At 68.8% G+C, this 17,529-nt stretch carries 22 protein-coding genes; 3 read left to right on the forward strand and 19 right to left on the reverse strand.

What is annotated here, in order from left to right:
* Positions 1-142 precede the first annotated feature (142 nt).
* A complete protein-coding gene (locus AKH00_RS02115; RefSeq protein ID WP_050721054.1) occupies positions 143-1,192 on the forward strand; it encodes an AI-2E family transporter in 1,050 nt (349 codons plus the stop codon).
* On the opposite strand, the gene AKH00_RS02120 is transcribed toward AKH00_RS02115, so the two are convergent.
* The 9 genes from AKH00_RS02120 to rpsB all read right to left on the reverse strand — a co-directional run bounded on the left by AKH00_RS02120 (position 1,189) and on the right by rpsB (position 7,843).
* Positions 1,189-1,902 carry an alpha/beta hydrolase gene (locus AKH00_RS02120; RefSeq protein ID WP_050721997.1) on the reverse strand — a complete coding sequence of 238 codons (714 nt, stop codon included), beginning with the start codon at positions 1,900-1,902 and terminating at the stop codon, positions 1,189-1,191. The two genes, AKH00_RS02115 and AKH00_RS02120, sit on opposite strands and share 4 nt — an antisense overlap.
* A 2-nt stretch (positions 1,903-1,904) precedes the next feature.
* Entirely contained in the window at positions 1,905-2,192 is a 288-nt protein-coding gene (locus AKH00_RS18230; protein ID WP_050721055.1) for a hypothetical protein, read from the reverse strand.
* 9 nt (positions 2,193-2,201) lie between these two features.
* Entirely contained in the window at positions 2,202-2,873 is a 672-nt protein-coding gene (locus AKH00_RS02130; RefSeq protein WP_235556659.1) for a transglycosylase SLT domain-containing protein, read from the reverse strand.
* Between the two features lie 48 nt (positions 2,874-2,921).
* Entirely contained in the window at positions 2,922-3,503 is a 582-nt protein-coding gene (locus AKH00_RS02135) for a DivIVA domain-containing protein (RefSeq protein WP_050721056.1), read from the reverse strand.
* Positions 3,503-4,642: a phosphatidate cytidylyltransferase gene (locus AKH00_RS02140; RefSeq protein WP_050721057.1), complete on the reverse strand. Its 1,140-nt coding sequence runs from the start codon at positions 4,640-4,642 to the stop codon at positions 3,503-3,505. Before AKH00_RS02140 ends, AKH00_RS02135 begins: the two co-directional genes overlap by 1 nt.
* Positions 4,643-4,647: 5 nt before the next feature.
* Positions 4,648-5,202 (reverse strand): ribosome recycling factor, encoded by a 555-nt coding sequence (frr, locus tag AKH00_RS02145; RefSeq protein ID WP_050721058.1) that lies wholly within the window; start codon positions 5,200-5,202, stop codon positions 4,648-4,650.
* A 67-nt stretch (positions 5,203-5,269) separates the two neighbouring features.
* Positions 5,270-5,986 carry a UMP kinase gene (gene pyrH / locus AKH00_RS02150; RefSeq protein ID WP_050721059.1) on the reverse strand — a complete coding sequence of 239 codons (717 nt, stop codon included), beginning with the start codon at positions 5,984-5,986 and terminating at the stop codon, positions 5,270-5,272.
* Positions 5,987-6,077: 91 nt separating this feature from the next.
* Positions 6,078-6,905 (reverse strand): translation elongation factor Ts, encoded by an 828-nt coding sequence (tsf, locus tag AKH00_RS02155; protein ID WP_050721060.1) that lies wholly within the window; start codon positions 6,903-6,905, stop codon positions 6,078-6,080.
* A gap of 44 nt (positions 6,906-6,949) precedes the next feature.
* Positions 6,950-7,843: a 30S ribosomal protein S2 gene (rpsB, locus tag AKH00_RS02160; RefSeq protein WP_050721061.1), complete on the reverse strand. Its 894-nt coding sequence runs from the start codon at positions 7,841-7,843 to the stop codon at positions 6,950-6,952.
* Between the two features lie 447 nt (positions 7,844-8,290).
* On the opposite strand from rpsB, the gene AKH00_RS02165 reads away from it, so the two are divergent.
* Positions 8,291-8,698, forward strand: a complete 408-nt coding sequence (locus AKH00_RS02165; RefSeq protein ID WP_082297354.1) for a murein hydrolase activator EnvC family protein — start codon at positions 8,291-8,293, stop codon at positions 8,696-8,698.
* Positions 8,699-8,725: 27 nt separating this feature from the next.
* On the opposite strand, the gene AKH00_RS02170 is transcribed toward AKH00_RS02165, so the two are convergent.
* The 9 genes from AKH00_RS02170 to AKH00_RS02210 form a co-directional block, all read right to left on the reverse strand.
* On the reverse strand, positions 8,726-9,628 hold the full coding sequence (locus tag AKH00_RS02170; RefSeq protein ID WP_050721062.1) for a tyrosine recombinase XerC: 903 nt from the start codon (positions 9,626-9,628) through the stop codon (positions 8,726-8,728).
* 132 nt (positions 9,629-9,760) lie between these two features.
* Positions 9,761-10,972, reverse strand: coding sequence for a DNA-processing protein DprA (gene dprA / locus AKH00_RS02175; RefSeq protein WP_050721063.1), 1,212 nt, complete (start codon positions 10,970-10,972; stop codon positions 9,761-9,763).
* Positions 10,969-12,498: a YifB family Mg chelatase-like AAA ATPase gene (locus AKH00_RS02180; protein WP_050721064.1), complete on the reverse strand. Its 1,530-nt coding sequence runs from the start codon at positions 12,496-12,498 to the stop codon at positions 10,969-10,971. The genes dprA and AKH00_RS02180 overlap by 4 nt, the downstream gene beginning before the upstream one ends.
* Complete coding sequence (locus AKH00_RS02185; protein ID WP_050721065.1) at positions 12,495-12,857, reverse strand: YraN family protein; 363 nt, start codon at positions 12,855-12,857, stop codon at positions 12,495-12,497. Before AKH00_RS02185 ends, AKH00_RS02180 begins: the two co-directional genes overlap by 4 nt.
* Before the next feature lie 102 nt (positions 12,858-12,959).
* Positions 12,960-13,286: a DUF2469 family protein gene (locus tag AKH00_RS02190; protein ID WP_017204525.1), complete on the reverse strand. Its 327-nt coding sequence runs from the start codon at positions 13,284-13,286 to the stop codon at positions 12,960-12,962.
* Between the two features lie 58 nt (positions 13,287-13,344).
* Positions 13,345-14,004 (reverse strand): ribonuclease HII, encoded by a 660-nt coding sequence (locus tag AKH00_RS02195; RefSeq protein ID WP_050721066.1) that lies wholly within the window; start codon positions 14,002-14,004, stop codon positions 13,345-13,347.
* Positions 14,001-14,732: a signal peptidase I gene (gene lepB / locus AKH00_RS02200; RefSeq protein ID WP_050721067.1), complete on the reverse strand. Its 732-nt coding sequence runs from the start codon at positions 14,730-14,732 to the stop codon at positions 14,001-14,003. Before lepB ends, AKH00_RS02195 begins: the two co-directional genes overlap by 4 nt.
* A 117-nt stretch (positions 14,733-14,849) precedes the next feature.
* Positions 14,850-15,197 carry a 50S ribosomal protein L19 gene (rplS, locus tag AKH00_RS02205; RefSeq protein ID WP_050721068.1) on the reverse strand — a complete coding sequence of 116 codons (348 nt, stop codon included), beginning with the start codon at positions 15,195-15,197 and terminating at the stop codon, positions 14,850-14,852.
* Between the two features lie 195 nt (positions 15,198-15,392).
* Positions 15,393-15,884 carry a hypothetical protein gene (locus AKH00_RS02210; protein WP_050721069.1) on the reverse strand — a complete coding sequence of 164 codons (492 nt, stop codon included), beginning with the start codon at positions 15,882-15,884 and terminating at the stop codon, positions 15,393-15,395.
* Positions 15,885-15,993: 109 nt separating this feature from the next.
* Here AKH00_RS02210 and map point away from each other — a divergent pair, with 109 nt between their 5' ends.
* On the forward strand, positions 15,994-16,776 hold the full coding sequence (gene map, locus AKH00_RS02215; RefSeq protein WP_050721070.1) for a type I methionyl aminopeptidase: 783 nt from the start codon (positions 15,994-15,996) through the stop codon (positions 16,774-16,776).
* 9 nt (positions 16,777-16,785) lie between these two features.
* On the opposite strand, the gene AKH00_RS02220 is transcribed toward map, so the two are convergent.
* Entirely contained in the window at positions 16,786-17,523 is a 738-nt protein-coding gene (locus AKH00_RS02220; protein ID WP_050721071.1) for a class I SAM-dependent methyltransferase, read from the reverse strand.
* Between the last annotated feature and the right edge of the window lie 6 nt (positions 17,524-17,529).

The following is a 17,529-nucleotide window of genomic DNA, read 5'->3' on the forward strand; positions in this document are numbered from 1 at the left end:
AGTCGCAACACTCGACATTTCAGACTATCGAAACCACCTGTGTGTTGCCCACGAGGGCGTCGCAGGCCGCGTCCTGCGGCACGTCGAGTCCGGAGCGCACCGCCCCGACGGATACCCTTAGGTACCGATCACGAGGAGCACGATGAAGATCCACAGTCCGTTCCGCACCGCCCTCGTGGCGACGCTCGGCGTCGGGCTCGGCATCCTCCTCATCACGAGCGTGCAGAGCCTGTCGACCGTCCTCCTGTACGTCGGCACCGCCCTGTTCCTGAGCCTCGGACTCGACCCCCTCGTCTCGTTCCTCGAACGGCGCCGACTCCCGCGGTGGCTGGCGGTCCTCATCACGATCGTCGCGGTGCTCGGTGTCTTCGCCGGCATCATCCTGATCGTCATCCCCGTGCTGGTCGATCAGATCTCGCAGCTCGTTTCGCAGGTGACGGTGATCGTGAGCCGTCCCAGCCTGCTCGGTGACATCGAGGAGTGGATCACCGCGGCCTTCCCGAACCTCGATGTCGAGCGCGTGCTCCAGGAGGCCCAGGCCTGGCTGATCGCCAACCTCGGCGACATCACGAACAGCGTCATCAACGCGAGTCTGTCCGTCGTGACGGGGCTCTTCGGGGCGTTCATCGTGCTGATCCTGACGATCTACCTCACGGCGTCGACGCCCTCCCTCAAGCGCGCCGTGTACCAGCTCGCCCCCGCGTCGAAGCGCGACCGCTTCATCGACCTCTCGGAGCAGATCACCGACTCGGTCGGCTACTACGTCATGGGGCAGGTCTCCCTGGGCGTCATCAACGGCGTGCTCAGCATGATCTACCTGTCGATCATCGGCGCGCCGTTCCCCGCGGTGCTGGCCGTGGTCGCGTTCTTCTTCTCCCTCATCCCGCTCGTCGGCACGCTCACCGGGTCGACCATCATCGTGCTCGTGTGCCTCATCCCGGGGCTCGGCTCACCCGGAATCGCGATCGCCGCCGCGATCTACTACCTCGTGTACATGCAGATCGAGGCGTACGTGATCTCGCCGCGCATCATGAGCCGGGCGGTCTCGGTGCCGGGCGCCGTGGTCGTGGTCGCGGCCCTCGCCGGCGGCAGCCTGCTCGGCCTGCTGGGAGCACTCATCGCGATCCCCGTCGCGGCGAGCATCCTGATCATCTACCGTCAGGTGCTGATCCCGCGCATGAACGAGCGTTAGGCCACCGGCCACTGGGTCGGAAGCGGAAGAGCCGAGGGGTTGACGGCGGCGACGATCTCGGTCAGGACACGACGTGTCTGGCTCTCCCCCACCCAGAGATGCTTGCCTCCCTCGACCGCGATCAGGTTGGCGTGCGGGATCGACGCGAACCGCTCACGTGCTTCAGCGGGGCGCAGGTAGTCGTCGAGCTCCGGGACGAGGATCACGACCTCCGTCCCTGAGTCGCGCCATGCGGCCACCTCGTCGTCCGTCGTGCGATGCAGCGGCGGAGAGAGCAGGATGATCCCCTCGACGTCGTGCTCGCGCCCGTACTTCAGCGCGAGCTCGGTGCCGAACGACCACCCCAGCAGCCAGGGACGGGGCAGAGCCCGCTCGCGCACCAGGTCCATCGCCGCGGCGACGTCGAACTGCTCAGCCGCTCCCCCGTCGAAGGCACCATCGCTGGTGCCGCGCGGCGACGTCGTGCCCCGCGTGTTGAAGCGCAGCACGGCGAGATCGGCGAGAGCGGGCAGACGGGCCGCGGCCTTGCGGATGACGTGCGAGTCCATGAAGCCGCCCGCGGTGGGCAGAGGATGCAGTGTGACGAGCGTCGCGACAGGGGCGGCGCTCTCCGGGAGGGCGAGCTCCCCGACGAGGGTGAGTCCGTCCGCCGTGCGGAGCTCCACGTCCTCCCGCCGAGCCGGCAGTTCCAGCGGTCCACGGATCTCGATGCTCACGCCATCCTCCAACAGTGCGTATGCCAGTGCCGACGTGCGGCGAGGTCTGCCGCATCGCCCAGGACGCCGTCTGCCCGCCAGGCGACGACGTGCGCCGTCCCCGGCGTGATCATGCGACCGCATCCGGGACACAGATAGTCCTTCTGTGCCTGCGGACCGGAGACGGGCTGCACGGTCCATTCGATCCCGCGTCGGGTCTCCGTGCGCTTCCAGGACGCGAGAAGGCGGTCGAGGGAGTCCTCGCCCTCAGGGCGCGACGGACGTCGTCGGTGCGAGCGAGGCATCGCCTCCGCTCACCACCAGTGGTTCTTGGTCCAGAACGCGTGCGCGCCCGCCCAGCTGCCGTAGCGGCCGGTGGCGTAGCCCGTGGCCCAGCGCAGGTTGTCGACGGGGTCGTAGCCGTTACCGGGGACCTTGCTGCAGGGAAGGGCCTGGACGAGCCCGCACGCCCCGGAAGACTTGTTCGTGGCGTTCGGGTTCCATCCGCTCTCGCGCGACACGATGTAGTCGACGTAACCCCAGTCCGCCTCGGCGATGCCGGCGGCCGACATCCATTCGGCGGGAGCACCGCCGCCCGTGTAGAAGAGAGGTCCGCCGCCTCCCGAACTCGAACCCGATGAGGCGGTCGTCGGCGTCGGGGTCGGCGTGGGCTTGGGAGTCACGTAGACCGAGAACGAACCGCGCTGAACAGGTGCGATCTCCGCTCCCTCGACCGTCACCGTGAGGTTCTGCGTGTCGGCCAGTGCCGCGGAGTACGCGGACTCGGTCGCGGCCTCGGCGGGCTGCTGCGCGAGGGCCACTCCGGTGGGAGCGACGAGAGCGCCGGCGAAGCCGACCACTGCGAGTGCCGCGAAGAAGCCGACGATGCCGCGTCGGCGAGTGCCCGCGCGCGCCGAGAGAGTCGTCGACGCGGGCAGCGGCGTGACGTCGTTCCGGTGAGCGATCATGTCGTTTCGGGAGTTCACGATAGGCGGCAGTCTACCCGGTGAGCGCCGGGCAGACCACGGAAACGTTCAGCGAACAGCCAGGATGACGTCGATCGTCGCGTCGAGCAGGGCATCGACCTGCTCCTCGCGGTACCCCCCGCGCTGCATGCGGAAAGCGGCGCCCCGCAGCTGCTCAGCGGTCAGAGGCTCCCCGTCGCGCAGGTAGCGGACGATACGCGACGCCACATGGTCGACCTCGTCCACGCGGTAGCCGAAGGTGAGCACCCCCGTGCGGCCGAATCGGTGGCGACGCGGACGGGCCAGGTGATCCAGGATGACCTGCGCTTCATCGCGAGCCTGCTCGACCCAGGCGCCGGCGCCGCGCGAGCGCACCATCTGGTCGCGGGAGCGAGCCGCCAGCGCGTCCTCGACGCGCCCCAGCGCGGCGTCCACCTCCGCGACCACATAGCCGTTCTTGACCAGCGGGAACGACGCCACGCGTACGTCGGCTGCCGTGAGATCGCCCCCGCCTTCGAACGCCGCCCGCGCGGCCGCGAGGAAGGTGTCGACGGCCGCGCGGTGGTAGCCACGCGTGCGGCCGCTGGTCAGCGTGAACGCGGGTCGCGCCTGCGGCGCCTCGGTCGTGTCGAGCAGGTCGTCGGAAGACATCACAGCACCGTCCAGGAGGAGAAGAGGAAGTAGAGGCACAGGGCGGGGATCGTGGACGGCAGGATGCTGTCCAGACGATCGAGGAGGCCGCCGTGGCCGGGAAGCCAGGAGCTCATGTCCTTGATCCCGAGATCGCGCTTGAGCATGGACTCGCCCAGGTCGCCGAGAGTGGCGGAGAGCAGGATCGCGGCGCCGAAGATCACGCCGATCCACCACGGCACACCCAGCAGGAAGATCGCGAGGAGAACACCCGCGGCGACCGACGCCACGACGGCACCGCCGAACCCCTCCCACGTCTTCTTCGGGCTGATGCGCGGGGCCATCGGATGCCGACCGAAGGCGAGCCCTGCGGCGTAGGCGCCGGTATCCGCGGCCACGGCGATCGCTATGAAGCTGAGCACCCACCATTCGCCGCCGTCCTGACCGAGCAGGATCAGCGCGACGGCCGCGAGAAAGGGCACGTACACCTGCACGAAACCGCCGATCACGGCGTCCGCCAGCACGTCTCCGTAGGTGCGCCCGTCCTTCTCGATCATCTGGGCGACGAGGCGCCACACGATCACGAACGCCACGGCGAGGAACAGCGTCACCCACACGAGCCAAAGATCGAGGAAGAACCCAGACAGAACCAGGAGCGCAGCGGCGACGAACTGCGGGACGACGTCGATCCGACGCCCGGACGCCCGCAGCGCGAGAGACAGCTCGTACACGCCCAGCAGCGCGGCGGCCAGCGCGAACGGCACGAAGAGCACCTTGATGAACAGGAGCGATGCGAGAAGAGCGCCGCCGAAGGCGAGGCCGATCAGGATCGCGACGATCAGGTCCCGTCCTGTCCGCTCCTTGATGCGCTCGTTCGCGAGGTCCAGCTGGTCGCGGGCGTTCGAGACATGCGTGCCGAACTCGTCGCGTGCGGCGCGCCATTGCTCGCGGATCGCGTTGTGATCCCCGGTCGCGAGGGTCTCCACCGGAACGAGCGGCAGTTCCTCCGGCAACGGTGGCCGCGGCGGGATCGCCTCCGCATCGAATCGCGGGAAGGCATCATCCGCCAACGGCGTGCCGCCGGGAGAGGTCGACGAGTCGCGCGCTTCGCGGCGCGTATGCGGCTTGTCGGTGCCTTCACCGGTCGGATCGTCGGTCATGCGGCCTACACCTCGAGGAGTTCGGCCTCTTTGCGCTTGAGAGCGTCGTCGATCAGGTCGACGTGCTGGCGCGTGAGGACGTCGAGCTCCTTCTCGCCGCGGACGATCTCGTCCTCGCCGAGCTCGCTCTTGAGAGCGTCGAGCTCGTCCTTGGCCTTGCGACGGATGCCGCGGACGTGGACCTTCGCGTCCTCCGCCTTCGACTTCACGAGCTTGACGTACTCCTTACGACGCTCAGCCGTGAGCTCCGGCATCGTCACGCGCACGAGGTTGCCGTCGTTCGTGGGGTTGGCGCCCAGGTTCGGCATGTCCCGCACGGCCTGCTCGATCGCCTTCAGTGCCGACTTGTCGTACGGCGTGATGATGAGAGTGCGCGCCTCCTGGTTCGCCAGGGAGGCGAGCTGAGCGAGCGGCGTGGGCGTTCCGTAGTAGTCGACCAGCAGCTTCTGGAACAGCTGCGGGTTGGCCCGGCCGGTACGGACCGTGGAGAAGTCCTCCTTGGCGGCTTCGACCGCCCGCGTCATGCGAGTGGTGGTTTCAGCGAGGACGTCCGCGATCACGGTGACTCCTATCGTCGGGGTGTTCTGAGAATTCTATCGGGCAGGACCCGCGAGTCCGGTGAGGCGCTCAGGCAGTGACGAGCGTGCCGATCGGCTCTCCGAGGAGGGCCTTGGTCACGTTCCCCGCCGGCTCCATGCCGAACACGCGCATGTCCATGTTGTTGTCCATGCACAGGCTGAACGCGGTCGAGTCCACGACCTTGAGGCCGCGCTGCAGCGCATCGCGATAGGTGACACGGTCGATGCGCTCGGCATCCGCGTGCTTGTTGGGGTCGGCGGTGTAGATCGCGTCGACGCCGTTCTTGGCGACGAGCACCTCGGTGGCGCCGATCTCGAGCGCACGCTGCGCCGCGACCGTGTCGGTCGAGAAGTACGGGAGTCCGGCGCCGGCACCGAAGATCACGATGCGGCCCTTCTCCATGTGTCGCTCGGCACGGCGCGGGATGTAGGGCTCGGCGACCTGGGTCATCGAGATCGCGGACTGCACGCGGGTGGGAGCGCCTGCCTGCTCGAGGAAGTCCTGCAGAGCGAGTGCGTTCATCACGGTGCCGAGCATCCCCATGTAGTCGGCGCGTCCGCGATCCATGCCGCGCTGGCTCAGCTCGGCCCCGCGGAAGAAGTTGCCTCCGCCGACCACGATCGCGATCTCGACGCGATCGACGGCAGCAGCGATGTCTCGGGCGATCTGGCTGACCACGTCGGGGTTGACGCCGAGCTGGCCGGCGCCGAACGCCTCACCGGAGAGCTTCAGGAGGACGCGGCGGCGTCCGGTGCGTTCGGTCATGGGTGTAGTCCTCTCATCCCGATTCAAGATAGTGCCTTCTGGGCATGAAGAAGGGGTTCGGATCTCCCGGATCCGAACCCCTTCGACTGTGCTACGCGCCGACCTTGAAGCGCGCGAAGTCCGTCACGGTGATACCGGCGTCCTTCGCCACCTGGGCGACAGAGAGCTTGTTGTCCTTCGCGTAGTCCTGCTCGAGCAGGGCGACCTGCTTGATGAACGCGGACACGCGACCCTCGACGATCTTGGGCAGGGCCGCCTCCGGCTTGCCCTCGTTGCGGGAGATCTCGGTGACGATCTCGCGCTCCTTCTCCACGGCCTCGGCCGGGACGTCCTCGCGGGACAGGAACGACGGGTTCGCGAACGAGATGTGCTGCGCGATGCTGCGAGCCGTGTCGGCGTCGTCACCCGTGTAGGCGACGACGACGCCGATCTGCGGCGGCAGGTCCTTGCTCGTGCGGTGCAGGTACACCTCGACCTTGTCGCCGGTCACGGTGCGGACCTGACGCAGTTCGACCTTCTCGCCGATGATCGCGGCCTCTTCGGAGATGACCGTCTCGACGGTCTTGTCTCCGGCGGGCGCGGCCAGCGCCTCCTCGACCGAGTTCGCCTTGGCGGCGGAGACGGCGTCGGCGACCTTGTCGGCCAGCGCGATGAAACGCTCGTTCTTCGCGACGAAGTCGGTCTCGCAGGCAAGCTCGATGAGCGTCACAGAACCGTCGTTCTCACGAGCGGCGATCAGCCCCTCGCTGGTGGAACGGTCGGCGCGCTTGGCGTTGCCCTTGGCACCCTTGAGACGCAGGATCTCGGTGGCCTTCTCGACGTCTCCGTCGGCCTCCTCGAGCGCCTTCTTGGTGTCGACCATTCCCGTGCCGAGCTGCTCACGCAGCGCCTTGAGGTCGGCGATGGTGAAGTTGGCCATGTGTGGTGGCTCCTTGCTTCGTGATGTGTGTGGTGGTCGCGGAATTACTTGGCGTCTACAGCCTCGGCGGCGGCGACCTCTGCGGTCTCCTCGCCGGAGGCGGCCGCGACGGCCTCGTCGTGCGCCTCGGCACCGGCCTCGTCGGCGGGGGTCTCGACGACCTCGGCCTCGGTGACCTGCTCGGCGGGAGCCTCGAGGAGCTCCTTCTCCCACTCGGCCAGCGGCTCGACGTCGCCGGACTCGGGGTTGTGCTTCTGCTGCAGGCCCTCGGCGGCGGCGTCGGCGATGATGCGCGTCAGCAGCGAGACGGAGCGGATCGCGTCGTCGTTGCCGGGGATCGGGTACTGGAAGTCATCCGGATCGGCGTTCGTGTCGAGGATGCCGATCACGGGGATGCCGAGCTTCTTGGCCTCGTCGATCGCGAGGTGCTCGCGCTTGGCGTCGACGACCCAGAGAGCGGACGGCGTCTTGGTGAGGTTGCGGATACCGCCGAGCGACTTGTGCAGCTTGTCCAGCTCGCGCTTCTTGAGCAGGAGCTCCTTCTTCGTGAAGCCCGATGCGGCCGGGTTCTCGTAGTCGAGCTCCTCGAGCTCCTTCATGCGGGCGAGACGCTTCGCGATGGTGGAGAAGTTCGTGAGGAGTCCACCGAGCCAGCGCTGGTTGACGAAGGGCTGGCCGACGCGGGTGGCCTGCTCGGCGAGGATCTCCTGCGCCTGCTTCTTGGTGCCGACGAAGAGGATCGTGCCGCCGTGGGCGACGGTCTCCTTGACGAAGTCGTAGGCCTTGTCGATGTAGCCGAGCGACTGCTGGAGGTCGATGATGTGGATGCCGCTGCGCTCGGTGAGGATGAAGCGCTTCACCTTCGGGTTCCACCGACGGGTCTGGTGTCCGAAGTGCACGCCGCTGTCGAGCAGCTGGCGGATGGTGACCACAGCCATGGTCGTCTCCTGGTTCTGGCACGGTTATGCGCCGTCGAGGTTGTCAAGCCGATCGGTCGATCGGACTTCCTGGTGCCCGGCGCACACCCGCCCGTTCGGAGAAGGGACCTGTGGGAGTGGATGCCACGACATCCGTCTCTCGACGGCGTCGCTCTGGGCACGCGTAGTCACCCCGGAATCGGGGTGCTGCTCCAGCATACAGGAAGACTCCGCCGCACTCGCTCTCCCCACACGAGCCGCATCCCCGGTTGTCCGCTGCTCCCGGGCTGCCGTCCGAGACCTCGGCGCGGCAGGCACGGATCCTGGGGAACATGCCCACATGAGAACCCGACTGTGTCTCGCGGCGCTCCTGCTCCTCGCCTTTCTGATCCTCGTCCCTGGCAGCGCGCCGCGAGCGCGCCGACTGTCGACGCACCGGACCCCGCAGGCACCGTCAAGGCGGACTGGATGTGGCCCGTCGAGGGTCCTCGCCGCGTCGTCGAGAGGTTCGTCGCACCAGCGCACGACTACGGACCCGGGCATCGAGGGATCGACATCGAGGCTCCCGTAGGCGTGTCTGTGAGGGCGCCGGCTGCCGGCGTGGTGGCCTTTCGCGGCACGGTGGTGGACCGAGCCGTCCTGACGATCGCGCATTCCGGCGGGCTCGTGTCGTCGTTCGAGCCGGTGCGGTCAGACCTGGTGGTGGGGTCTGCGGTGGCAGTGGGCGACCTGATCGGCGTCGTCGACGTGGGCGGGCACAGCTCGCCGGGCACCATGCATCTGGGCGTGCGCCTCGACGGCGCCTACGTGGATCCGATGCTCCTGTTCGGCGAGGTGCCGCGCGCGGTGCTCCTCCCGTGCTGCGACCCCCTCTGAGCGCGAGGCTCGAGCCGCCACGAACCCTCAGGCGCGGGGATGCGCGAGGCGATAGGTCGCCGCCAGACGCTCGGACGAGACGTGAGTGTAGATCTGAGTGGTCCCGAGGCTCGCATGCCCGAGGATCTCCTGCACTGCCCGAAGGTCGGCCCCGCCGTCGAGCAGATGCGTCGCGGCGGTGTGCCGGAGCGCGTGGGGTCCGACGGTCTCCTCGCCTACGAGCGGAGCGAGCACGTCTGCGACGAGCGCGTACACGGCCCGGGGGCCGATCCGCGCTCCCCGGGTGCCCAACAGGAGAGCAGCGGGGGCGGCGGTCGCTCGTGCCGCGAGCACAGGTCGTCCGCGTGTGAGGAAGGCACCGACGGCGTCCCGTGCGGGGATGCCGAAAGGAACGACCCTCTCCTTGGACCCCTTGCCGAGGACGCGCGCGGTCGCGCGATCGAGATCGACGTCGTCGACGTCGAGTCCGCAGAGTTCCGAGACACGGATGCCGGAACCGTAGAGCAGTTCGAGGATCGCGTGGTCCCGGAGGGCTACGGCATCCCCCTGCGATGCCGCGCTGCGCTGCGCATCGAGCAGTGTCCGCATCGCGTCCTGGGAGGCCACCGTGGGAAGCGTCCGGCCGCGTTTGGGGGCGACGAGTCGGAGACTCGGGTCGTGCTCGATCAGCTGCTGCTCGTGCGCCCAGCTGAAGAAGGACCTGACGGCTGCTGCGCGGCGCGCGAGCGTCGACCGGGCATCTCCGCGCTGGGTCGCCCGCCAGAGCCAGTCCCGGAGCGTGTCGAGGGTTATCTGCTCGAGGGATGCGTCACCGACGTCCACGGTCAGGTCTCGCAGATCCGACCGATAGGCGCGCACCGTCGCGGGCGAGAGCCGTCGTACACGCTCGAGGTGCTCCGCGAACGCGGCGGCGGCCTCGATGAACTCCATCGCTTCAGCATGCCCTCTCCCCGCGGTTCCTGAGCGCAGCCTCGCCGCGCGGACGCCGTCCCGTCCGCCCCGACGGCGGCAGCAGGCCGTCGGCGGCCTCCGGCGTACGCGCACCACCGGGCCCGGGCGCTGTCAACGCCTCCGTTTCTGCCGGCGCACACCGATCCATCCCGTCTCGGAGCGTCGCGCCTCGCCACGGAGCTCGAGGAGACCGAGGAGCGCGCTCACCCGCTCGATCGAGAGGCCGCTCCGACGCGCGAGCTCGGATGTGGCGAGCGGCGTGCGACTGCTCATCGCGTCGCGGAGTCGAGTCTCGTCGGGATCCGTGCGCTCGCTCTCTCGCCGTCCTGGGTCCTCGCCCCAGAGCTCACGGATCTCGGCCGAGGTGGTGACGCAGCGCGCGTCGTACTCGCGGAACAGACGATGACATCCCTCCGAGGTGGCGGACGTGACCGGGCCGGGAACCGCGCCGAGCGGTCGACCGAGCGACGCAGCGTGTCCTGCGGTGTTCAACGAGCCGCTGCGCCATCCCGCCTCGATCACCACAGTCGCGTCGCTCACCGCTGCGATGAGCCGGTTCCGGGAGAGGAAGCGCCACTTGGTCGGAGCCGTCCCGCACGGGACCTCGCTGACGACGGCACCCGTCGTCCTCACGCGTTCCAGAAGGTCGCGGTGCCCCTGCGGGTAGGCGCGATCCACGCCGCCAGCGAGGAAGGCGACCGTCGCGCCGCCCACACCCAGCGCTGCGCGATGGGCCGCTCCGTCGATGCCGTATGCACCGCCGGAGACGATCACCGTGCCCGTCGCGGCCAGCTCCCCCGCGAATTCCCCCGCGATGTGCTCGCCATAGGCGGTGGCCGCACGTGCTCCGATGATCGCGACCTGCGGTGCTGCCGCGAGCAGTCTCGTCTCGCCTCGCACCCAGAGGAGCAGCGGCGCGTGTCGGCCGAGGTCGTCCATCTGCACCGGCCATCCCGGATCACCGGGGAGCAGCAGTCGTGCATTCGCCGCGAGCGCGCTCCTGACCGCATCGGTCACACGCCGCGGATCGACCCGCGGACGCCATCGCGAGATCCCCTCGTCGATCGCGCCGTCCTCGACCGGAATGCCACCTCGCACGCGAGCGGGCGTGGGGTGCTCGTCCACCGCGAGTCGCAACGCCTCCGTCGCACCGAGCTCCTGGATGAGCGCGCCGGCCACCCCGTCGCCGGGCTCCGCGAGCACGCTCCATGCCACGCGCGCGATCGCATCCATCCGACGATCCACATCGACGCGTGGATCCGTGCACAGCAGGCTTGTGACGGCCGACACGAGACCGTCGTCGCGACGCAGTCCGTCGATCATGCGGCATACCCCCGCTTCAGGAACAGCGCCCGACCGACCTGGTCCAGACCCGGCCTGTCGATCTCGTCGAGGTCGGCCATGGTCCACGCGAGGCGGAGCACCCGGTCGTACCCGCGCAGGGTCAGCAGGCCCTTCTCGAGCGCCCGGTCGAGCGGACGGCGTGCCTCCACCGCGACGCGCACGTCGGCCTGACGCAGGCGCGCTCCGGGCACGTCGGCGTTGCGGCGCCACGGAGTGCCGCGCCAGCGCTCGGCCGCACGGGCACGGGCCGAGACGACGCGCTGCTGCGCATCCGCGCTCGTCGTACGGGCCGACCGGTCTGACACGGCCTCCGCCGCCGCGATGCGCGAGACGTGGACCTCGATGTCCACGCGGTCTCGGAGCGGTCCGGAGAGTCGCGCGGCGTAGCGCCGGATCGCGAGCGATGGACAGGTGCACTCCCCTCCGCGAACGCCGTACTGGCCGCAGGGACACGGATTCATCGCCATCACGAGTTGGAACCGCGCGGGGAACCGCGCGGTGAATCCCGACCGGTGCACATCGATCGACCCCGACTCGAGCGGTTGACGGAGTGCGTCGAGGGCTACGCGGGAGAACTCGGCCGCCTCGTCCAGGAGCAGCACTCCCCGATGCGCACGCGCGATCGCGCCGGGGCGGGCGGCACGCGACCCACCGCCGACCAGGGCGACCACCGAGGCGCTGTGATGGGGAGCCTCCAGCGGCGCGCGACGATCGAGCGCGTCCACCGCCTGTCCGGCGAGGGAGCGGATCGAGGCGACATCGAGCGCCTCATCGACGGTCAGCGCGGGCAGGATGCCAGGCAGACGGCGGGCGAGCATCGTCTTGCCCGCCCCCGGCGGCCCGCTCAACAGCATGTGGTGGCCACCGGCAGCAGCAACCACGAGCGCTTCGACCGCCTCGGTCTGACCGGCGATGTCCGCGAGATCGAGGGCCTCCTCCTCCGGCCTGTCCGGGACCCCGATCGTCACGGGCTCGACGTCGGGCACCGCGACATCCGCGCCGTGCCACACCGCCACTTCGGCGAGCGTCGACGCGGCCCGTACGACGACCCCGGGCACGAGTCCCGCCTCGACGGCGTTCGCGCTGGGAACCACGACGGTGTCGAAACCGGCACGCGCAGCGGCGAGAACGGCCGGGAGGACTCCCGGTACCGGTCTCAAGCGCCCGTCGAGCGCGAGCTCCCCGATGTGCACCGCCTGTCTGATCGCTCGAGGGGAGATCGCTCCGCCTGCGGCGAGGGCGCTGACAGCGATGGCGAGGTCGAAAGACGATCCGTGCTTCGGAAGGCTCGCCGGCGACAGATTGACCGTCAGTTTGCGCTTCGGCAGGTCCAGACCGGCGTTCTTGCAGGCATTGTGCACGCGCTGCACGGCTTCGCCGAGCGACTTGTCGGGCAGTCCGATGATCCGGAAGTCCGGGGTCTGATTCGACAGGTCTGCTTCGACTTCGACGAGATGACCGTCGACACCCGTGAGAGCGATCGCCCAGGTGCGCACCGTGCTCATGCGAGGTCCACCAGGTGCTCCAGAACGCCGACCTCCGGGTCGTCGCCGATGACGGCGACAGCCTCGACGCGCAGTGCCAGTCCGCGCGCCTGCTTGGGGTGTTCGGCCACCCACGCGTAACCGAGCTGCCAGAGTCGCCCCAGCTTCCGGGCGTCCACGGCCTCGAACGGGTGCCCGAAGCGCTCGGTTCTCCGCGTCTTCACCTCGACGATCGCAAGATGATCGCGCGTGCGCGCGACGATGTCGATCTCGCCCTGGGGACATCGCCAGTTGCGATCGAGGATGTCGTAACCGATGCCTGTCAGAAAGCGCGTCGCGCGCTCTTCGCCCGCCCTGCCGAGGTCGTCTTTCGCTGCCATGTCGACAGCCTGTCGTGCGGGGAGGACTCAGCACGCGGCCCGACGGCGCCCCCACCGGCGATGGTGGAGAACGGGTTCACGACGTGCGATGTGGAGAGCGGGTCACTCCCCGTCGAGGGACAGCTCCTGCGGCAGTTCGAACTCGCGGCGCTGCAGCTCCTCGACGTTCACGTCCTTGAACGTGAGCACCCTGACGGCCTTGACGAAGCGATCGGCGCGGTAGATGTCCCAGACCCACACGTCACTCATGGAGATCTCGAAGTAGAAGTCGTGCTCGGTGTCCCGACGCACGACGTTCACCTCGTTCGCGAGGTAGAAACGCCGCTCCGTCTCGACGACGTACTGGAACTGCGAGACCACGTCGCGATACTCACGGAACAGCGCCAGCTCGAGCTCGCGGTCGTAGTCGTCGAATGCTTCCTCATCCATGATCTCTCCATCCTAGAGTCGCCACGACGACCATGACGCACGGACCGCGATCGGCTGCTCAGAAGAGGGTCGGCGCGTCCGCGATCGCCCACGAGGAGCGATGGTGCGGCGACAGCCCCACCGACCGGATCGCGTCTCGGTGCTCCAGGCTCGCGTAACCCTTGTTCCGATCCCACTGATAGGCGGGGTGATCGACGTGGAGTCCCGCCATCAGGGTGTCCCGCGCCACCTTGGCGATCACGGACGCGGCGGACACCGATGCGCAGTCGCGATCGGCCTTCACCACGGGACGGACCCGGAGGGGCACCGGGTGGACCGCGGAGACGTAGTCGTGGTTCCCGTCGAGCAGGACCAGCGCGTTCGCGGTCGCCACGCCCTGATCCACGACGCTCTGCACCGCCCGGGATGCCGCGAGCCCCAGGGCGCGCATGATCCCGACCTCGTCGACCTCGGCGGCGCTGGCCCAGCCGACACCCGAGGCCTGGACCCAGGCCGCAGCACGGGCCGCGACATCGGGTCGTCGCCGTTCGGTCACGAGCTTCGAGTCACGGAGCCCTTCCGGAACGCGCCGACGCGCCCCCGCGGCATCCATCACCGACGCCCCCACCGCGACCGGACCAGCGAGCGCCCCGCGTCCGACCTCATCGAGCGAGATGACGAGGTCGAACTCGGCGAGCAGCTTGCGCTCGAGGGTCAGCTTGGGTGCGACGACGGTCATTCGGCGTCCGGGACCCCGTTGAAGATGTCGTGGTGTCCGTCGATCGTCCCCATCCGATCGAACGGCCAGGTCGTGAGGAACGCCTTGCCGACGACGTTGTCGAGCGGTACGAAACCACCGCTCGGGAGCTCCTGATGCGCCCGGGAGTCCCTCGAACGGTCGCGGTTGTCGCCGAGGACCCAGAGCGACCCCTCGGGGACGACGACGTCGAAGGGCTCGTTGGACGCGGCGGTGTCGCCATCCGGCAGATTCAGGTACGACAGTTCGTCGATCGGGGTGCCGTTGATCGTGATCTGGCCGAGGGCGTTGCAGCAGACGACGTGATCGCCGGGCATGCCGATCACGCGCTTGACCAGGTGGTCCTGCGAGTCGGATGCCGAGATCCCCACGACGTTGAGCACCCAGTCGACTGCCTCGACAAGAGGGGGCTGCGCGGGGGCCTGGGGCTGGCCGTCCAGCCAGCCACCCGGGTCCTTGAACACGACGATGTCCCCGCGCTCGTAGCCGGTCCATCGCGGCGTGAGCTCGTCGACGAGGATGCGGTCGTCGGTCATGAGCGTCCGCTCCATCGACGCGGACGGGATGTAGAAGGAACGGACGACGAACGTCTTCACGACGAACGACACGACCGCGGCGATGACGATGATGATGAGCACATCACGCAGGAAGACCAGGATTCCGCGCCGACGGGTGCGGGGGGTCGATGCGGATGCGGAGTCAGTCGTCATCAGGTTCCTTCAGAGAGCGGCACCGCTCGGAGACGGCACTATCAAGGGTCGCATACCCCGGGGAGAACACAGCACCCCGGGACATCGTGTCCCGGGGTGCTGTGGAGAACCTGCGCGTCAGTTGTCGCGCTTCTCCTTGATCTTGGCCTTCTTGCCCCGCAGCTGGCGGAGGTAGTACAGCTTCGCGCGACGCACGTCACCGCGAGTGACGACCTCGATGTGGTCGATCACCGGGGAGTGCACGGGGAAGGTGCGCTCGACGCCCACCTGGAAGCTGATCTTGCGAACCGTGAAGGTCTCGCGAACGCCGTCGCCCTGGCGGCCGATGACGACGCCCTTGAAGACCTGGATACGGGAGCGGCTGCCCTCGGTGATGTTCACGTGGACGTTGACGGTGTCGCCCGGGTGGAAGACCGGGACGTCGGAACGGAGCGAAGCCGCGTCGACGGCGTCGAGGATCTGCATGATCGTCTCTCTCTGCACTCGCCACAGGTCGGTTGCATGGTGCTGGAAGGAATAAGAACGGGTTCGTGCCGAACGGCGCTCGCAAGCGTCCGCGGGCTCCCCTGTGGCAGAGCCGGTCACGGCACAAAGGTCTATTCTGCCATGGATGCCGCGCGCGACCAAAACCGCGGGGTGGTATGAGACCGCGCAGTGGGATCAGAACTCCCGCTGCTCGGTCTCCTTGACCACGATGACCTCGTGGGCACGCGTCGCCGGCGCAGCCTCGTCCTCGCGGGGCAGGGTCGACCAGGTGATCGTCTCCCGGATGCGGGCGCCGCTCCCCTTCGCCTCGTTCCAGAGCTGCCACATCTGGAGCCAGACGAGACCGATCCCCGCGACCACGGCGCCGGCGAGCAGCCAACCGAAGGCCGCGCCGGGGAAGAAGCCGACCGCGATCGTGAGCCCGTGCCACACGGCGAATCCTGCGACGTCCCACCACGACACCGCGCGCTCGATGCGCACAGACGGACGGGAGCGCGTGAGCAGCGTGAGCAGGAGCTGTCCGACGAAGACGGAGGGGATCGCGATGAAGAGCACCCAGAGGATCGCCCATCCACCCTGGAACACACCCCACCCGATGAGCAACCACAGCGGCAGCAGGAACGCGGCCGGGAGCAACCACCGGAAGAACGCCTGACGCAACCACATGCGTCGATCGTACGACGACAGGCTGTGGACGGCCCCGGTGTTCGCTCTGAGCGCGTGGACGCCGCGCTGTCGATGATCGGGGACAATGGAGAGGACGAGAGGACACCCGATGATCGAACTGCGCACCCCCGCCGAGATCGACGAGATGCGCGCCGCCGGGCGCTTCGTGGCGGAGGCCCTGGCGACCCTCCGGGACGAGACCAAGGTGGGCACCAACCTGCTGTCGATCGACCGTCGCGCGCACGACATGATCCGCAAGGCCGGGGCCGAGTCCTGCTACATCGACTACCACCCGTCGTTCGGCGCGAGCCCCTTCGGCAAGGTCATCTGCACCTCGATCAACGACGCCGTGCTGCACGGGCTCCCGCACGACTACACGCTTCGCGACGGCGATCTCGTGTCTCTGGATTTCGCGGTGTCCGTCGACGGCTGGGTCGCCGACTCGGCCGTCTCTTTCGTCGTCGGCACCGCGCGGGAGGAAGACCTCCGCCTCATCGAGACCACCGAGCGCGCTCTGGACGCGGCGATCACCGCGGCCGTCGTCGGCAATCGCATCGGCGACATCTCTGCCGCGATCGCAGCGGTCTCGCACGGCGAGGGCTATTCGATCAACACGGACTTCGGCGGACACGGCGTCGGCCGCATCATGCACGGCGACCCGCACGTGCCGAACGACGGCCGGGCCGGGCGCGGTTTCCCGCTGCGCGAGGGCCTCGTCTTCGCGCTCGAGCCCTGGTTGCTCGCGACCACGGACGAACTCGTCACCGACCCCGACGGATGGACGCTGCGCAGTGTCGACGGCTCACGCGGCGCCCATTCCGAGCACACCGTCGCGGTCACGGCCGACGGACCGATCGTGTTGACCGACCGGTCGTTCCTCGGGGTCCGCTGAGCGGACGCCTCAACGGCGTTCGTACACGAAGACGTCGGTGACCACCGGCAGCTCGAGGACTTCGAGTCCCCGCGTCGTCGGATCCTCATCCAGGATCCGCTCGATGTCCGCGATCATCTCCGCCCGCCCGGTGGCATCGGCGACCAGGAAGGTGCTGACGGTCCCCCAGCGACGCAGGTAGTCGTCCCGGCGGATGCTCTCGACCGTCCGGATCTCGTCCCGACGGACGAACGCGAAGCCCGGGAGCTCCTCCGTCGCACTCGCCGAGGTGCCGTCCTGCTCCGCGACTGCCGGGTGCGCGACCCGATGAGCTGCGCGATCCCACGCACAGTCGGGATCGGAGTGGTTCCAGAGGAGTCCGAGGACTCCCCCGGGGCGGAGGACCCGGGCGATCTCCGCGCACGCCGCGTCCCTGTCGAACCAGTGGAACGCCTGCGCCACTGTCACCGCGTCGACCGACGCATCGGGGCACGGGATCGCCTCCGCATTCCCGACATGGGCGTCGACTCCGGGGTGCTTCGCGCGCAGCACGTCGAGCATCGGCACGGAGGGCTCGACCGCGATCACCTTCTCCGCGCGGTCGAGGAGAAGGCGGGTGAACTTGCCCGTGCCGGCGCCGAGGTCGAGCACCACCTGCAGCGGCACGGGAACGATGATCTCGGCCGCGGCCGCGGGGAAGCCCGGCCGGTACCGGTCGTAGTCTTCTCCGGAAGTCTCGAACGATCGTGCCAGCACCTCATCCACCATGCCTCG

Source organism: Microbacterium sp. GCS4, from assembly GCF_001262495.1.
GTDB lineage: Bacteria > Actinomycetota > Actinomycetes > Actinomycetales > Microbacteriaceae > Microbacterium.

Coding starts and splice junctions, on each gene's coding strand:
- AKH00_RS02115 (WP_050721054.1), top strand. CDS start 143: ATGAAGATCCACAGTCCGTTCCGCACCGCCCTCGTGGCGACGCTCGGC.
- AKH00_RS18230 (WP_050721055.1), bottom strand. CDS start 2,192: ATGCCTCGCTCGCACCGACGACGTCCGTCGCGCCCTGAGGGCGAGGAC.
- AKH00_RS02135 (WP_050721056.1), bottom strand. CDS start 3,503: ATGTCTTCCGACGACCTGCTCGACACGACCGAGGCGCCGCAGGCGCGA.
- AKH00_RS02140 (WP_050721057.1), bottom strand. CDS start 4,642: ATGACCGACGATCCGACCGGTGAAGGCACCGACAAGCCGCATACGCGC.
- pyrH (WP_050721059.1), bottom strand. CDS start 5,986: ATGACCGAACGCACCGGACGCCGCCGCGTCCTCCTGAAGCTCTCCGGT.
- tsf (WP_050721060.1), bottom strand. CDS start 6,905: ATGGCCAACTTCACCATCGCCGACCTCAAGGCGCTGCGTGAGCAGCTC.
- rpsB (WP_050721061.1), bottom strand. CDS start 7,843: ATGGCTGTGGTCACCATCCGCCAGCTGCTCGACAGCGGCGTGCACTTC.
- AKH00_RS02165 (WP_082297354.1), top strand. CDS start 8,291: ATGTGGCCCGTCGAGGGTCCTCGCCGCGTCGTCGAGAGGTTCGTCGCA.
- AKH00_RS02170 (WP_050721062.1), bottom strand. CDS start 9,628: ATGGAGTTCATCGAGGCCGCCGCCGCGTTCGCGGAGCACCTCGAGCGT.
- dprA (WP_050721063.1), bottom strand. CDS start 10,972: ATGATCGACGGACTGCGTCGCGACGACGGTCTCGTGTCGGCCGTCACA.
- AKH00_RS02180 (WP_050721064.1), bottom strand. CDS start 12,498: ATGAGCACGGTGCGCACCTGGGCGATCGCTCTCACGGGTGTCGACGGT.
- AKH00_RS02185 (WP_050721065.1), bottom strand. CDS start 12,857: ATGGCAGCGAAAGACGACCTCGGCAGGGCGGGCGAAGAGCGCGCGACG.
- AKH00_RS02190 (WP_017204525.1), bottom strand. CDS start 13,286: ATGGATGAGGAAGCATTCGACGACTACGACCGCGAGCTCGAGCTGGCG.
- AKH00_RS02195 (WP_050721066.1), bottom strand. CDS start 14,004: ATGACCGTCGTCGCACCCAAGCTGACCCTCGAGCGCAAGCTGCTCGCC.
- lepB (WP_050721067.1), bottom strand. CDS start 14,732: ATGACGACTGACTCCGCATCCGCATCGACCCCCCGCACCCGTCGGCGC.
- rplS (WP_050721068.1), bottom strand. CDS start 15,197: ATGCAGATCCTCGACGCCGTCGACGCGGCTTCGCTCCGTTCCGACGTC.
- AKH00_RS02210 (WP_050721069.1), bottom strand. CDS start 15,884: ATGTGGTTGCGTCAGGCGTTCTTCCGGTGGTTGCTCCCGGCCGCGTTC.
- map (WP_050721070.1), top strand. CDS start 15,994: ATGATCGAACTGCGCACCCCCGCCGAGATCGACGAGATGCGCGCCGCC.
- AKH00_RS02220 (WP_050721071.1), bottom strand. CDS start 17,523: ATGGTGGATGAGGTGCTGGCACGATCGTTCGAGACTTCCGGAGAAGAC.